The organism is Janthinobacterium sp. NKUCC08_JDC (assembly GCF_019345575.1).
Taxonomy (GTDB): Bacteria; Pseudomonadota; Gammaproteobacteria; order Burkholderiales; family Burkholderiaceae_D; genus Janthinobacterium; species Janthinobacterium aestuarii.
Genome location: NZ_JAHKQW010000003.1, coordinates 461993 through 477773, shown reverse-complemented (window position 1 = coordinate 477773; position 15781 = coordinate 461993). Strand labels below are relative to the sequence as shown.

At 60.5% G+C, this 15781-nt stretch carries 13 protein-coding genes; 4 read left to right on the top strand and 9 right to left on the bottom strand.

The window, feature by feature from the left end; translation table 11 throughout:
• Positions 1-37: 37 nt before the first annotated feature.
• The 9 genes from bamA to rpsB all read right to left on the bottom strand — a co-directional run bounded on the left by bamA (position 38) and on the right by rpsB (position 10259).
• Positions 38-2374: an outer membrane protein assembly factor BamA gene (gene bamA, locus KO538_RS12060; protein WP_219328429.1), complete on the bottom strand. Its 2337-nt coding sequence runs from the start codon at positions 2372-2374 to the stop codon at positions 38-40.
• Between the two features lie 83 nt (positions 2375-2457).
• Complete coding sequence (rseP, locus tag KO538_RS12055) at positions 2458-3819, bottom strand: RIP metalloprotease RseP (protein ID WP_219328428.1); 1362 nt, start codon at positions 3817-3819, stop codon at positions 2458-2460.
• On the bottom strand, positions 3816-5000 hold the full coding sequence (gene ispC / locus KO538_RS12050) for a 1-deoxy-D-xylulose-5-phosphate reductoisomerase (RefSeq protein WP_219328427.1): 1185 nt from the start codon (positions 4998-5000) through the stop codon (positions 3816-3818). The genes rseP and ispC overlap by 4 nt, the downstream gene beginning before the upstream one ends.
• An 8-nt stretch (positions 5001-5008) precedes the next feature.
• Positions 5009-5842 (bottom strand): phosphatidate cytidylyltransferase, encoded by an 834-nt coding sequence (locus KO538_RS12045; protein WP_034752252.1) that lies wholly within the window; start codon positions 5840-5842, stop codon positions 5009-5011.
• Positions 5842-6609: a polyprenyl diphosphate synthase gene (gene uppS, locus KO538_RS12040; protein WP_034752255.1), complete on the bottom strand. Its 768-nt coding sequence runs from the start codon at positions 6607-6609 to the stop codon at positions 5842-5844. Before uppS ends, KO538_RS12045 begins: the two co-directional genes overlap by 1 nt.
• Positions 6610-6708: 99 nt before the next feature.
• The gene (frr, locus tag KO538_RS12035; RefSeq protein ID WP_034752256.1) at positions 6709-7269 is read right to left on the bottom strand and encodes a ribosome recycling factor; all 561 of its coding nucleotides are present in this window, start codon (positions 7267-7269) and stop codon (positions 6709-6711) included.
• Positions 7270-7571: 302 nt separating this feature from the next.
• Positions 7572-8288, bottom strand: a complete 717-nt coding sequence (gene pyrH / locus KO538_RS12030; protein WP_034752258.1) for a UMP kinase — start codon at positions 8286-8288, stop codon at positions 7572-7574.
• Positions 8289-8436: 148 nt separating this feature from the next.
• A complete protein-coding gene (gene tsf, locus KO538_RS12025) occupies positions 8437-9348 on the bottom strand; it encodes a translation elongation factor Ts (RefSeq protein ID WP_034752260.1) in 912 nt (303 codons plus the stop codon).
• A 158-nt stretch (positions 9349-9506) separates the two neighbouring features.
• Positions 9507-10259, bottom strand: a complete 753-nt coding sequence (gene rpsB / locus KO538_RS12020; RefSeq protein WP_010397614.1) for a 30S ribosomal protein S2 — start codon at positions 10257-10259, stop codon at positions 9507-9509.
• Positions 10260-10658: 399 nt separating this feature from the next.
• On the opposite strand from rpsB, the gene map reads away from it, so the two are divergent.
• The 4 genes from map (at position 10659) to KO538_RS12000 (ending at position 15763) form a co-directional block, all read left to right on the top strand.
• Positions 10659-11471, top strand: a complete 813-nt coding sequence (gene map / locus KO538_RS12015; RefSeq protein WP_035826955.1) for a type I methionyl aminopeptidase — start codon at positions 10659-10661, stop codon at positions 11469-11471.
• 34 nt (positions 11472-11505) lie between these two features.
• Positions 11506-14073 (top strand): [protein-PII] uridylyltransferase, encoded by a 2568-nt coding sequence (locus KO538_RS12010; RefSeq protein ID WP_219328426.1) that lies wholly within the window; start codon positions 11506-11508, stop codon positions 14071-14073.
• 41 nt (positions 14074-14114) lie between these two features.
• Positions 14115-14864, top strand: a complete 750-nt coding sequence (locus KO538_RS12005; protein ID WP_034752263.1) for a pseudouridine synthase — start codon at positions 14115-14117, stop codon at positions 14862-14864.
• A 134-nt stretch (positions 14865-14998) separates the two neighbouring features.
• Positions 14999-15763, top strand: coding sequence for a PilZ domain-containing protein (locus KO538_RS12000; protein WP_219328425.1), 765 nt, complete (start codon positions 14999-15001; stop codon positions 15761-15763).
• Positions 15764-15781: the final 18 nt, after the last annotated feature.

Below are 15781 nucleotides of genomic sequence, written 5' to 3'. Positions count from 1 at the left end.
AAAAGTAAAAGCTGTCGCCCCCGTTCAGATGGCCCGGTCAGAAACCGGTGCCCATCTGGAACTGGAAGCGCTCCAGGCGGTCCGTCGGCTTGGCGTTCAGCGGCTTGGCGTAGCTCAGCTTGAGCGGGCCCACCGGCGAAATCCAGCTGATGCCCAAGCCAGCAGAATAGCGCAATTGCGACAGACGCATTTTTTCGCCTTCCTGGTAGACCTGGCCGCCGTCAAGGAAACCGAACCAGCGCAAGCTGCGGTCATTGCCCGAACCGGGGAATGGCATCTGCAGTTCCGCGTTCGCGATCAGGCGCGAAGCGCCGCCCAGTGCATCGTTGGTGCTCGGTTCGACCGCGCCCAGCGAGGAACTCAGGTAGCCGCGCACCGAACCGATACCGCCGCCGTAGAAGTTCTTGAAGACCGGATAGACGTGATTGCCGATGCCGTGGCCGTAATCGAGCTCGCCCTTCAGCGCCAGGGTGACTTTGCTGAACAGCGGACGGAAATACTGGTGCTCATAAATGGCACGGAAGTATTTCTGGTCGCCGATCAGGTCAGCCTCCAGGTTGACGCGCTGGTAGCGGCCGATCGATGGCGTCAGTGCGCTGTCGCGGCTGTCGCGCTGCCATGCCGCCGTCAGCGGGATGGAATTCGTCGTGGCCGAACCGATACCGTCGGACGGGCCGCCATTGTCGACCACGTACTGCTTGAAGCGGATCGGGCTGGTGACGTCGGTTTCGATGCGCGAACGCTCGGCGCCGATACCGAAGAAGACGGTGTCGACTTCCGAGAACGGCACGCCGAAACTGACGCGGCCACCGGTCTGCTTGATCTTGTAGCTGCCGATGTTCAGCGCCGGCGGTTCCGTCGTACGCAGGTAGACTTCAAAGCTGCGCGAAATGCCATCGTCCGTGTAGTACGGATTGGTTTGCGAAAACGCGATCGTGCGGCTGTAATGGCTGGTATTGAGTTCGATGCCGACCGTGTTGCCGCTACCGGCGAAGTTGGCCTGCGAAATCGATGCCGACAGCGTGAATTTTTCCGATTGCGAGAAGGCGCCGCCGATCAGGAAGTTGCCGGTTGGTTTTTCCACCACCGTCACGTTGACGTCGACCTGGTCGGTCGTGCCCTGCGCTTCCGGCGTGTCGATGGTCACGTCCTTGAAGTAGCCGAGACGGTCGACACGGTCGCGCGACAGCTTGATCTTGTTGCTGTCGTACCAGGACGATTCGAACTGGCGGAATTCGCGGCGGATGACTTCATCGCGCGTGGTGGTGTTGCCGGCGATATTCATGTGGCGCACGTAGACGCGCTTGCCCGGATCGATGAAGAAGGTGAAGCCGACTTCATGCTTTTCGCGGTTGATTTCCGGATTGGCGTTGACGTTGGCAAACGCATAGCCGAACGTGGCCAGGCGGTCCTGGATACGCTTGTTCGTGGCCGTCAGGCGTGCGCCCGAGTAGATGTCGCCTTCGCGCATCAAGTTCAGCGCTTTCAGTTCTTCTTCACGGCCGAACATCTCGCCTTCGAACTTGGTGCCGGCGATCTTGTACTTCTCACCTTCGGTGATGTTGATCGTCAGGTAGATATCTTTTTTATCGGGCGTGATCGACACTTGCGTCGAATCGACCTGCATCTCGATATAGCCGCGGTCCAGGTAATAGGACTTGAGCGACTCGATGTCGCCCGTCAGCTTGGTCTTCGAATACTGATCGGCCTTGGTGTACCAGCTGAACCAGCCGCCCGTGTTCAGGGCCAGCTGCTCGCGCAGTTCCTTGTCCGTGAAAGCCTTGTTGCCGACGATGTTGATCTGCTTGATGCGGGCCACGTCGCCCTCGTCGACGGCGAACACCACGTTGACGCGGTTACGCTCGATCGGCGTGACGGTGGTGGTGATCTTCACGCCGTACAAGCCATGCGACAGGTACTGGCGCTTGAGTTCCTGTTCCGCGCGGTCGACGGACGCCTTGTCGAAAATCTTGGCTTCACCGACGCCGATTTCCTTCAGCGCCTTGACCAGCACGTCCTTTTCAAATTCCTTGGTCCCGGTAAATGCCACGGAAGCGATGGCCGGGCGTTCCTCGACCAGCACCACCAGCACGTCGCCATCGGCTTCCAGGCGCACATCCTTGAACATGCCCGTCGCATACAGGGCCTTGATGGCGGCAACGCTCTTCTCGTCGGAGAACGTTTCGCCGACCCGCACCGGCAGGTAGGCAAACACGGTGCCCGCTTCAGTACGCTGGATCCCTTCGACCCGGATGTCCTTGACAGTAAATGGCTGGACGGCCAGCGCATGGCCGGAACAGAAGGCCATGACGGCGGCGCCGATCAGGGTGCGGCGAAAGGAAGGCAAGGCAAAACGAGCAGAATGTAATTTCATTGGGGTTATTCAATGGGTAAATCAATGGACAACATACACAAAAGATTGCTTGTGCGACTCACGCAATGGCATCAACCACCGCCCTAATTCAGCAATCGCAACACGTCATTAAAGACGGCAAGCACCATCAAGGTCAGCAACAAACCGATCCCCAGGCGCTGGGCAATCTCGCCTACGCGCTCCGGCAAGGGGCGTCCGGTCAAAACTTCCAGCGAATAATACAGCAAATGCCCGCCATCCAGAACAGGAATGGGTAGCAAATTCATCACGCCCAGACTGATACTGATGAAGGCGATGAAGCTCAGGTAGCTTACCAAGCCGATGCGCGCCGTCTGGCCCGCGTAATCGGCGATGGTAATGGGCCCCGTCACATTCTTCAGCGACACCTGGCCGGTGATCATCTTGCCCAGCATTTTCAGGCTCATGACACTGGTATCCCAGACCTTGGCGGACGCCTTGCCCACGGCAGAAAACGGTCCCGATGCCACGGTGATCATATCCGGCACCTGTCCCAGCTTTGCTTGTATCTTACCAACTGTTACAGCTCCCTCCGCCCCGGCGCCCGGCACGGCGTCCGGCGTAATGGGCAGGGTGAGGTCCTGGCCCTGGCGCAAGAGCTGCAATTGCAAGGTCTTGCCCGGCGCCTGGCTCAGGGTGGCGATGACGGCAGCCACGTCGTGCACGGGCTGGTCGTCGATGGCGAGAATCTGGTCGTTTTTCTGCAGGCCGGCGCGCGCGGCGGCGCCATCGGGCATGATTTCCATCAGCGTGGGCGCGGAACGGGCCAGGGTCAGACCGAGCTTGCCCAGCACGTCGCCTTCCAGGTCCGTCTCCGTCAGGCTGGCCGTCGGCAACGTCGCCTCCTGCTGGCCACGGTCAGGACGGCGCACTTCGATGCGCGCCGGCTGCTTGTCGAGGGTGGCCTGGATCAGTTCCCAGCGCAGCTCGGACCAGCTGGCCACGGCCTTGCCGTTGACTGTTTCAACGGTATCGCCGCTGCGCAGGCCGGCCGCATAGGCGGCAGTCTGTTCGGCCACGGGGCCGAGTTTACTCGACGGTTCTTCGATGCCATGCATGAACAGACCCGCGTACAGCACGATGGCGACGAGGAAATTGGCCAGCGGGCCGGCGGCCACGATGGCGATGCGGCGCCACACGCTCTGGCGCGTGAATTCGCGGCGCAATTCGCTTTCTGGCAAGTCGCTGAGGTCTTGCGCGCGGCTGTCGAGCATGCTCACATAGCCGCCCAGCGGCAATGCGGAAATCGCCCATTCCGTCTGGTCCTTGCCAAACTTGCGCGAATACACCACTTTTCCCATGCCGATCGAGAAACGCAGCACCTTCACGCCGCACCAGCGCGCCACCAGGTAGTGGCCCAGCTCGTGCAGGGTAATCAGCGAACCCAGCGCAACGATAAAAGCCAGCAAGGTGGTGATGAGCGTCATGCAGCCAGCCTTTGGGCAATGTACGCTTGCGCGGCCGCTCTGGCCAGGCGGTCCTGCTCCATCACGGCTTCGATGCTGGAAGCGGCGCCGTGCGGCACCGTCTCGATCACGTGCGCGATGACCCGGTCGATCTGGCGGAAGCCGATCTGCTCGTCAAGGAACGCTTGCACGGCCACTTCATTGGCCGCGTTGAGCAGGGCCGGCGCCGTGCCGCCCGCGCGCAGGGCGTCAAACGCCAGTGCCAGGCAGGGGAAACGGCGGAAATCGGGACGTTCGAACTGCAGAGTGGCCACTTGGGCCAGGTCCAGCTGCGCCACGCCGGAAGCGATGCGCCGCGGATACGCCAGCGCATGGGCGATCGGCGTGCGCATGTCCGGATTGCCCAGCTGGGCCAGCACGGAACCGTCGATGTAGGACACCATCGAATGGATCACGCTTTGCGGGTGGATCAGCACTTCGATCTGGTCGGCCGGCGCGCCGAACAGCCAGTGCGCCTCGATGACTTCCAGGCCCTTGTTCATCATGGTGGCCGAATCGACGGAAATCTTGCGCCCCATGGCCCAGGTCGGATGCTTGCACGCCTGGTCCGGCGTGACCGCGTCGAGCGTCTCGACGTCGCGCGTGAGGAAGGGACCGCCGGAAGCGGTGAGCACGATTTTCGCCACGCCCGCGGCGCCTGGCGCGCGGCCATGCGCGTGCGGCATGCATTGGAAGATGGCGTTGTGTTCGCTGTCGATCGGCAGCAGCACGGCGCCGTTGTCATGCACGGCATCGATGAACAGCTGGCCGGACATGACCAGCGCTTCTTTATTGGCCAGCAATACTTTCTTGCCCGCACGCGCCGCCGCCAGGGTCGGCGCGAGGCCGGCCGCGCCGACGATGGCCGCCATCACGCCCGTCACCTGCGGCGCGCTGGCGATGGCGCACAGGGCTTCCAAGCCATACTCGACTTCCGTAGACACGCCCTGCCCGCGCAGCAAGCGCGTCAGTTCAAGGGCCGCGTCCGCCGTGCCGACGACGGCGCGCTGGGGACGAAATTGCAGGCACTGGGCGGCCAGTTCGGCCACGCGGCTGTGCGCGCTCAGCGCATATACGCTGTATTGCTCTGGATGACGCGCGAGCACGTCCAGGGTGGACACGCCGATCGAGCCGGTCGCGCCAAGGATGGTGATGTATTGCATGAGTTTCCTTAAAGCCAGCTGGCCACGAGGGCGGCAAATGGCAGGACCGGGATCAACGCGTCGATGCGGTCGAGTACGCCGCCATGGCCAGGCAGCAGGTTGCTGCTGTCCTTGATGCCGGCGCGGCGCTTCAATTGGGATTCGAACAGGTCGCCGACGATGCTGGCGGCGACGATCAGCAACAGCACCAGCAAGGCCACGAGCCAGCCGCGGCGCAATTGCAGCTGCACGGCGAAGGTATCTTGCAAGACCGGCAGCGATGGCGCGGCGATAATCGTGATGGCAGAGATGAGCAGCACGGCGATACCGCCGCCGATGGCGCCCTCCCAGGATTTGCCTGGGGAAATACTTGGCGCCAGCTTGCGCTTGCCGAACGCCTTGCCCGAGAAATAGGCGCCGATATCGGCGATCCACACGAGGGCCATGACGGACAGCAGGTACAACGGGCTATGCAGGAACAGGGCGATGATGGCAACGAAGCAGCCGACGATGGTCACCGGGTACACGAGGCTGAGCAAGGTATTGCCCAGGCCTTCGGTCGGCGGCAAGCCTGTCGCCAGCGAAGGCACGAAGCGGATCAGCCAGATGGCCACGCACAGGGCGAACCAGAAATTGAGCTGCGCCATGCCATTACCGACAAAGAACGTATACGCGAAGGCGGCAGTCCAGACGGCGGCGATCAGCAGCGCCTGGCGATTCTTGAAGATGCGGAAGCTTTCCCATACGGCGGCGCCGAAGAACGCCGTGGCGATCACGGCGAAGGCGGGGAAATAATTCAGATACAGAACGGGCAGCAAGACCGCCAGGAGGACCAGGGCGGTGATTATCCGTGTTTTCAGCATCAGTTTGTCTTTTCAGTTAATTGCGCGCTGGTACGGCCAAAGCGCCGTTCGCGCTGCTGGTAAGACGCGATTGCCGCGTCGAGGCACTCGTCATTGAAGTCGGGCCAGAAAGTCTCGGTGAAAAACAACTCAGTGTACGCCAGTTGCCACAGGAGGAAATTGGAAATGCGCTGTTCGCCGCCCGTGCGGATGAACAGGTCGGGCTCGGGCGCGTAGGCCATGGCCAGGTGCGGCGCCAATTGCTCTTCCGTGTAAGCGTGCCCGGCAGGCTGGCCATTGGCGCCAGCCTCGGCCGTCATTTTATTGACTGCCTGCATGATGTCCCAGCGGCCGCCGTAGTTGGCGCAGATGGACACCGTCAGGCGCGTGTTGTTCGCCGTCTTGCGCTCCGCATTGGCGATCAGGGTTTGCAGCTCTCCATTGAAGCGCGACAGGTCGCCCACCACCTTCAGGCGGATGTCGCTGGCATGCATCTTGACCACTTCGCGTTCCAGCATCGTGACGAACAGGCGCATCAGCATCGACACCTCTTCTTCCGGACGGCGCCAGTTTTCCGAGCTGAAGGCAAACAGGGTCAGGTATTCGACGCCGCGTTCGAGGCAGGTCTCGACGACACGGCGCACGGTATCGGCGCCCTTGACGTGGCCAGCCACGCGCGGCAGGAAGCGCTTGGTTGCCCAGCGGCCATTGCCATCCATAATGATTGCCACATGGCGCGGCACCGTGCCCACCTCAGGTACTGCCGTTGTCGAACTCGAATAGATCATGAAAACACGAATACCAAAAATAAAAGATAACTATTATGCTCCAAATAGCACTGCCCGGAAAAGCCATGCTTTCCCGGGCAGCGTCAAAAGGACTGAAAACTAGACCGTCAGCACTTCTTTTTCTTTGTCGACAACCATCTTGTCGATGTCGGCAATAAACTTGTCCGTCAGCTTCTGCACTTCTTCCGACGAGCGGCGCTCATCGTCCTCGGAGCAGGCTTTTTCCTTGACCAGCTTCTTCAGCGACTCGTTCGCATCGCGGCGAATGTTACGCACGGCAATCTTCGCGTCTTCCGCTTCGCTCTTGACCAGCTTGACCATTTCCTTGCGGCGCTCTTCCGTCAGCGGCGGCGTCGGAACGCGGATCAGGTCGCCCTGTGCCGATGGATTCAGGCCCAGGTCGGCGTCGCGGATGGCTTTTTCGATGGTCGAGGCCATTTTCTTTTCATACGGCTGCACACCGATGGTGCGCGCGTCGATCAGGGTCACGTTGGCAACCTGGGTCAGCGCCGTCGGCGAACCGTAGTAGTCGACCATCACGTGGTCCAGGATACCCGTATGGGCGCGGCCGGTACGCACTTTGGCCAGGTCGGCACGCAGTGTTTCCAGCGATTTCGTCATGCGTTCCTGGGCATTCTTTTTAACGTCAGCTAAGGACATTACTGTACTCCTGTAGTGACGCCTGTCAAAACCTGCTGCGCGTCGGTATTTGCGGCCTGCGATGCTCACCGTACCTTCGTACGGTTGCGCTTCTCTGCCACAACTCCCTTCCGCTCGCGACGGTTTTGTCAGGCGTTGTTAGTGATAAATTAATCTTGCAATTACATCCATATAACGAGCGGCTGGCGCCCGTCAAGAGTGCCGAAAACCGTTCAGGGCAAGGCGCAGCGCCGAAGGCAGTACGAATAGTACGGCGAGGCGCTGCAACGCAGCCATGGACGGTTTCTCGGTGCTCCTTATTTCTATACGTGAACCAGCGTGCCTTCATCTTCACCCATGATGACGCGCATCAGCGCGCCTGGCTTGGTGATCGAAAACACCTTGATTGGCAGTTTCTGGTCGCGGCACAGGGCAAAAGCGGTGGCGTCCATCACTTGCAGGTGCTTGGCGATGGCGTCGTCGAACGTAATCGTGTGGAACAGGGTGGCGTTCGGATCCTTCTTCGGATCGGCCGTGTAGACGCCGTCGACCTTGGTGGCCTTCAGGACGATCTCGGCGCTGATCTCGGAACCGCGCAGGGCGGCTGCCGTGTCGGTGGTGAAGAACGGATTGCCGGTACCGGCGGCGAAGACGACCACTTTACCTTCTTCCAGGTATTGCAGGGCTTTCGGGCGGACGTACGGCTCGACTACTTGTTCGATGCCGATGGCCGACATGACGCGCGCGGTAATGCCGACGTGGCGCATGGCATCGGCCAGGGCCAGTGCATTCATCACGGTGGCGAGCATGCCCATGTAGTCGGCGGTGGCACGGTCCATGCCTTGCGCGCCAGGCGCGACGCCGCGGAAGATATTGCCGCCGCCAATCACGATTGCCAGTTCCACACCCAACTTCGCCACCTCGGCCACATCGGCCACCATGCGCTCGATCGTGGCGCGGTTGATGCCGTAGGGATCATCGCCCATCAGGGCTTCGCCGGACAACTTGAGGAGGACGCGCTTGTAGGCTGGTTTTGACATGAGCTGGGGCTCCATAAATGAGGTTATTCGAGTATGACATGGCGCAGCGCCTTGCAGCGCCGGATAGGCGGGAGGAAGCTGCCCATGCCGCCGCCCGGCACGACAGGTGCGGGCGGGCCAAAAAAACGGGCCTCTCGGCCCGCTTTACTTACGCTCCCTGGGAGGCAGCCATCTGTGCTGCGACTTCTGCTGCGAAGTCGTCTTGCTTCTTCTCGATGCCCTCGCCCACTACGTACATGGCGAAACCTTTGACGCTGGTGTTAGCCGCCTTCAGCATTTGCTCAACCGACAGCTTGTCGTTTTTCACGAAAGCTTGGTTCAGCAGGGAAACTTCTTTCAGGAACTTCTGTACGGAACCTTCCAGGCGCTTGGCCAGGATTTCCGGCGATTGCGCTGGCTTGCCTTCGGCGGCCGCTTTGGCTGCGTCTTCTTCGGCTTTCAGTTGTGCAACCGAACGCTCTTTTTCGATCAGTTCCGCTGGAACTTCGTTCGACGACAGCGACACTGGCTTCATGGCAGCGATGTGCATGGCCACGTCTTTGCCCACTTGCTCATCGGCGCCGTCGAATTCGACGATCACGCCAATGCGCGAACCGTGCAGGTACGAAGCCAGCTTGGCGCTGGTTTCGAAACGCTGGAAGCGGCGGATGGTCATGTTTTCGCCGATTTTGCCGATCAGGGCAGCGCGCACGTCTTCCAGGGTCTTGCCATCGAGTGGCAGGGCCAGCAGGGCAGCTACGTCAGCAGGGTTGTGTTCCGCTACCAGACGGGCAGCGTTGTTGGCCAGTGCCAGGAAATCGTCGTTTTTCGCAACGAAGTCGGTTTCCGAGTTCACTTCGACCAGGGCGCCTACGCCGTTGGCGATGTAGGTTGCCACGACGCCTTCAGCGGTGATGCGTGCCGATGCCTTCGATGCCTTGCCGCCCAGTTTGACGCGCAGGATCTCTTCCGCACGAGCCATGTCGCCTTCGGCTTCGGTCAGTGCTTTTTTGCATTCCATCATTGGTGCGTCGGTTTTGCCGCGCAATTCGCCTACCATCGCTGCTGTAATCGCTGCCATGTGTTTCTCCTGATTCGGTGAGTCGATAGTCGCGGCCGGGCATGCATGCCTCGCCAGCGGTCACTATCGTTTTTTTGTTAAAAAAAAGGGGGAGCTGCTGCCACCCCTTTTCCCTTACTGCTGTGCTTACAAACGGCTATCTTGCGATAGCCTGGCCATTAAGCCTGTTCGTTAACTTCGACGAATTCGTCGCCAGCGGCTGCTTTAACCATTTCAACAACTTCGTTACCGGCAGCTGCACGGCCTTCGATGATTGCATCAGCAACACCGCGAGCGTACAACATGATGGCTTTCGAGGAGTCATCGTTACCTGGGATCACGAAGTTCACGCCTTCTGGGGAGTGGTTGGTATCGACAACGCCGATGACCGGGATACCCAGTTTAGCTGCTTCGGTGATCGCACCTTTGTGGTAGCCGACGTCGACGACGAAGATTGCGTCAGGAATGCCGCCCATGTCCTTGATGCCGCCGATCGATTTTTGCAGCTTGATCATTTCGCGGGAGAACATCAGCGCTTCTTTTTTCGACAGCTTCTCGATCGAACCGTCTTCGATCATCACTTCCATGTCTTTCAGACGCTTGATCGAGGTTTTGATCGTTTTGAAGTTGGTCAGCATGCCGCCCAACCAACGTTGATCAACGAAAGGCACGCCAGCGCGTTGTGCTTCAGCAGCGATGATTTCGCGAGCTTGACGCTTGGTGCCAACCATCAGGATGGTGCCACGGTTTGCAGCCAGTTGACGCACGTGCTTCATTGCGTCCTGGTACATCGCCATGGTTTTTTCCAGGTTGATGATGTGGATCTTGTTGCGATGGCCGAAGATGAACGGTGCCATTTTTGGATTCCAAAAACGGGTTTGGTGACCAAAGTGGACACCGGCTTCCAGCATTTCGCGCATTGTTACGGACATTATTAACTCCAGGGTTGGGTCTGGAATCCGATCAGTCACCATACAGGCACCCTTGTCGACCGGATTCGCGTGTTTATATAAATTAAAGACACTGTTTTACTGCATTGCTTAAAAGAGAATTCAAGCAACCCGGGATTCTACACTGAAATGCCTGCCGCATCAAGTCCGCGCCGCAAATCGCGCGCCCGGCGGAAACACCCAGCGCACCACCATGGTGCAAGGCGTGGCCGCGCCGCCTTTTCATCCGCTTTCTCCCCACAAATCCCCTTCCGGCCCTAGGAAGGAGGCGGCGGATTGAGGGCGCCTCGTTTATAATTTCGACATATTTGCAGACTTTTCCCATACAGCAGGGATCGTCTGTGCTTTTCACCTGAATTCTTGCAGATTGCGAATTACACCATGTCCACCATCCGTATCAATACCGCCGCCGACATCGAAGGCATGCGCGTTGCCGGCAAGCTCGGCGCCGAAGTGCTCGACTACATCACCCCGTTCGTCAAGGTCGGCGTCACGACAGGCGAACTGGACCGCCTGTGCCATGAATACATGGTCAACGTGCAAGGCACCATCCCTGCCCCGCTGAACTACTGCCCGCCCGGCTACACGCCTTACCCGAAAGCCATTTGCACCTCCGTCAACGACGTCATCTGCCATGGCATCCCCGGCGACAAGGTCCTGAAAAGCGGCGACTCCGTCAACCTCGACATCACCGTCATCAAGGATGGCTACCACGGCGACAACAGCCGCATGTTCCTCGTCGGCACGCCGACCATCCTGGCCAAGCGCCTGTCGGAAATCACCTATGAATGCATGTGGCTGGGCATCGACCAGATCAAGCCGGGCGCCCACCTCGGCGATATCGGCCATGCCATCCAGCAGCACGCCGAGAAAGCCGGCTACAGCGTGGTGCGCGAATTCTGCGGCCACGGCATCGGCAAGGTCTTCCATGAAGAACCGCAGGTCTTGCACTACGGCAAACCAGGCACCCTGGAGCGCCTGGAAGCGGGCATGATTTTCACCGTCGAACCGATGATCAACTCGGGCCGCCGCGAAATCCGCGAAATGAACGATGGCTGGACCATCAAAACCAAGGACCGCAGCCTGTCGGCGCAATGGGAACACACGGTGCTGGTAACGGAAACGGGCTATGAAGTGCTGACCGTCTCGCCCGGCATGCCGCCACCGCCCGCCTTGATCCTGAACAAAGCCTGATCTTCCATCCCACGCACCGCCACCCAGGGCCCAGATGAAAAAGCAAGTTCGGGAACAGCTGAAACAGCAACTGAAAGCCGACCGTCAGGTCGTCATTGCGGCCTTCCAGGCCGACGGCAAGCCTGAAAAACTGCTGCGCAGCCTGCGCCACAGCGTCGACGGCGTGCTGGCGCGTGCCTGGCAGGAAGCGGGTTTGCCGCCCGGCACGGCGCTGGTGGGCGTGGGCGGCTATGGCCGCGGCGAACTGTTTCCGTATTCCGACGTCGACCTGCTGATCCTGCTGCAACAGGCGCCGGACGCCGCCACGCAGGAAAAGCTCGAGGAACTGGTGCAACTGCTGTGGGACCTGGGCCTGGAAATCGGCCACAGCATCCGCACGGTCGATGAATGCATGGTCGAGTCGAAGGCCGACATCACCGTCCAAACGAGCTTGCTCGAAGCGCGCCTCGTGTGCGGCAACGCGGACCTGTTCGCGCAATTGCAGCAACGCTATGACGCGGCCATGGACCCGCAAGCCTTCTTCCAGGCAAAAACAGCGGAAATGCGCCAGCGCCATGCCAAATATGAAGACACGGCTTTCAGCCTGGAACCGAATTGCAAGGAAAGCCCGGGCGGTCTGCGCGACCTGCAGGTCATCCTGTGGGTGGCCAAGGCGGCCGGCCTGGCGAACTCGTGGCGCACCCTGGCCACAAGCGGCCTGATCACCCTGACGGAAGCGCGCCAGCTGATGGAAAAGGAGCGCGCCTTCAAGGATATCCGCGTGCGCCTGCACCTGCACGCGGGCCGGCGCGAAGACCGCCTCGTGTTCGACGTGCAGACGGCGATCGCCGAATCGCTGGGCCTGCAAGCGACAGGCAGCGGGCCGCACATGCGCCGCGCCAGCGAATTCCTCATGCAGCGCTACTACTGGGCCGCCAAGACGGTGACCCAGCTCAACACGATTTTGCTGCAAAACATCGAGGCACGGCTATTTCCGCAAGACGACGTGGCCGTGCCCATCAACGAGCGCTTCAATGAAGTCAACAGCCTGATCGACATCAGCGCCGACGATACGTTCGAACAATATCCGTCGGCCATGCTGGAAATTTTTGTCCTGATGACGGAGCGCCCGGCCCTGAAGGGCATGACCTCGCGCGCCACGCGGGCCCTGTGGCATGCGCGCTTCAAGATCGACGCCGCCTTCCGCCTGGACCCCGTCAACCGCGCCCTCTTCCTGCGCATCATGCAGGCGCCTGTCGGCATCATCCATGCGCTGCGGCGCATGAACGAGATGAGCATCCTGGGGCGCTACCTGCCGAATTTCCGCCGCATCGTGGGCCAGATGCAGCACGACCTGTTCCATGTGTACACGGTCGACCAGCACATTTTGATGGTGGTGCGCAACATGCGCCGCTTCACCATGAGCGAACACGCACACGAATACCCGTTCTGCAGCCAGCTGATGGCCGACTTCTCGCAGTCGTGGCTGCTGTACGTGGCGGCCCTGTTCCACGACATCGCCAAGGGCCGCGGCGGCGACCACTCGAAGCTGGGCGTGGCCGACGCCACCCAGTTCTGCCAGGACCACGGCCTGTCGCAAGAAGACACGGAACTCGTGGCATTCCTTGTAGAAAATCATTTGACCATGTCGCAAGTGGCGCAAAAGCAGGACTTGTCCGATCCCGACGTCATCGCCGCCTTTGCGAAAGTGGTCAAGGACGAGCGTCATCTGACGGGCTTGTACCTGCTGACGGTGGCCGACATCCGCGGCACCAGCCCGAAAGTGTGGAATGCGTGGAAGGGCAAGCTGCTGGAAGACCTGTACAAGATCACCCTGCGCGTGCTCGGCGGCGAGCCGCACACGGCCGACCGCGAGCTGAAAAACCGCCAGCAGGAAGCGCTGGCCACCCTGCGCCTGTACGGCTTGCCGCCCGATGCGCACCTGAAACTGTGGCAGCAGCTGGACGTGGCGTATTTCCTGCGCCACGACGCGTCCGACATCGCCTGGCAGACGCGCTCGCTTTATGACAAGCTCGACAGCAAGTTGCCGGTGGTAAAATGCCGACTGGCGCCCATCGGCGAAGGCTTGCAGGTGGCCGTGTACATTCCCGACCAGCCCGACCTGTTCGCGCGCATCTGCAGCTATTTCGACCGCAAGAATTTCAGCATCCTCGACGCGAAGATCCACACGACGAAAAACGGCTATGCGCTCGACACCTTCCTCGTCACCGAGCAGAATTTTGCCAAAAGCTACCGCGACATCATCAGCCTGATCGAGCATGAACTGGGCGAGCTGCTGCAGTCGCAAACACCGCTGCCGCCGCCGGGCAAGGGACGGCTGTCGCGCCTGTCACGCACCTTCCCCTTCCAGCCGACCGTGGATTTGCGGCCCGATGAGAAGGGCCAGTACTATTTGCTGTCGGTGGCGGCCAACGACCGCACGGGCCTGCTGTATGCGATCGCCAACGTGCTGACCAAGTACCGCATCAACTTGCACACGGCCAAGATCATGACCTTGGGCGAGCGGGTCGAAGACGTCTTCCTCGTCGACGGTCCCGCGCTCAACAATGCCCGCAACCAGATATTGCTGGAAACCGATTTACTCGATGCGCTGAAAGTGTAAGCTTTCCGCGCAACGCCTACCCTTACTGAAACTGAAACAACATGACCGAAGAATTATTACGCTTGTCCAAACGCATGTCCGAACTGGGCCTGTGCTCGCGCCGCGAAGCCGATGAATGGATCGCCCGCGGCTGGGTCCGCGTGGATGGCAAGGTGGTGTCCGAGCTGGGCAGCAAGGTCTACCCGAGCCAGAGAGTCACCGTGGAACGCCAGGCGGCGGCCGAGCAATCGAAGCGGGTCACCGTGCTGATCAACAAACCGGTCGGCTACGTCAGCGGCCAGGCCGAAGACGGCTACACGCCCGCCGTGGCCCTGATCAAGGCGGAAAACCGCTGGGCGGAAGACCGCAGCCCGGAACAGTTCCACCCGACCCAGCTGCGCAGCCTGGTGGCCGCCGGCCGCCTGGACATCGATTCCGTCGGCTTGCTGGTCTTGACGCAGGACGGCCGCGTGGCCAAGCAGCTGATCGGCCACGATACCGATATCGACAAGGAATACCTGGTGCGCGTGAGCTACACCAAGGGCGGCACCCTGCCCGACAGCGAACTGAAAAAGCTCAACCACGGCCTGTGGCTCGACGGCAAGCCGCTGCTGCCGGCCAAGGTGCGCTGGCAAAACGAAGACCAGCTGAGCTTTACCCTGCGCGAAGGCAAGAAACGCCAGATCCGCCGCATGTGCGAAGCCGTCGGCCTGAAAGTGCTGGGATTGAAACGCGTACGCATCGGCAAGGTCAAACTGGGCGACTTGCCGACCGGCCAATGGCGTTACCTGAGCGCTGACGAGCAATTCTAAGCGCCCGCCTGGCATGCCAGGCCACATAAGCAACAGGAATATAGTGATATAAAATCAATTATTGTGATTTACTTAGTAAATATTGCCTTAAACCTATACACTATTCCCCATTAGAACAGAAGAGATACGCTGTCGTGAACGATCCCATTCCCAATCCCCTGCGCAAGGGCGCGCCCAGTCTGGCTGACGTGGCCGAGCCGATGGCCCCCGGCACCAAGCCGCACCATATGAGCGATCCATGGGATATCGGTGAAACCCTGTGCAGCCTGGCTGACAACGGCGACGCCATTTCCATCTACCCGGCGGGCGGCGAAGACGTCATCCTGGCGCGCATCCTGTCCGTCGACGATGACTTGCCGCAATTCGTGCTGGAACTCAATGAAGGCGCGACCCTGCCAGACGGTGCCGCCACGTTTGTGTCGTGGGTGCAAAGCGCCAAGCTGCAATTTACCATCAATGGCGAATGGCAAGCGTATCCCGACCGTCCCAACGTCTACCTGACGAACTTCCCCAGTCATTGCCTGGTGCTGGAACGGCGCGAATCGACGCGCCTGGAAACGCCGCTGGGCGTGTACTACCTGGCCGCTTTCGTGCTCGAGGGGCGTCCGTATGAGCTGCAGCTGTACGATTTCTCGGCCGGCGGCATCGGCATGCGCGCCCATCCGCGCGACACGGTCGGCCTGTACGTGGGCCGCAAGCTGTCGCGCGTGCGCCTGGAACTGGGGCCGAACAAGGTCATGATCGCCGACCTGGAAATCCGCCTGTCGCGCACCTTCCGCTCCTTCCTGCTGGGCGAACAGGTGCAGATCGGCTGCCGCTTCCTGAACCTGACGGATGCCATGCAGGATGAATTGAAAGCCTTGCTCGATAACCTGGGCAGCAGCCGCAAGGTGCGCTAGGTTTGCTTCGCATATAAA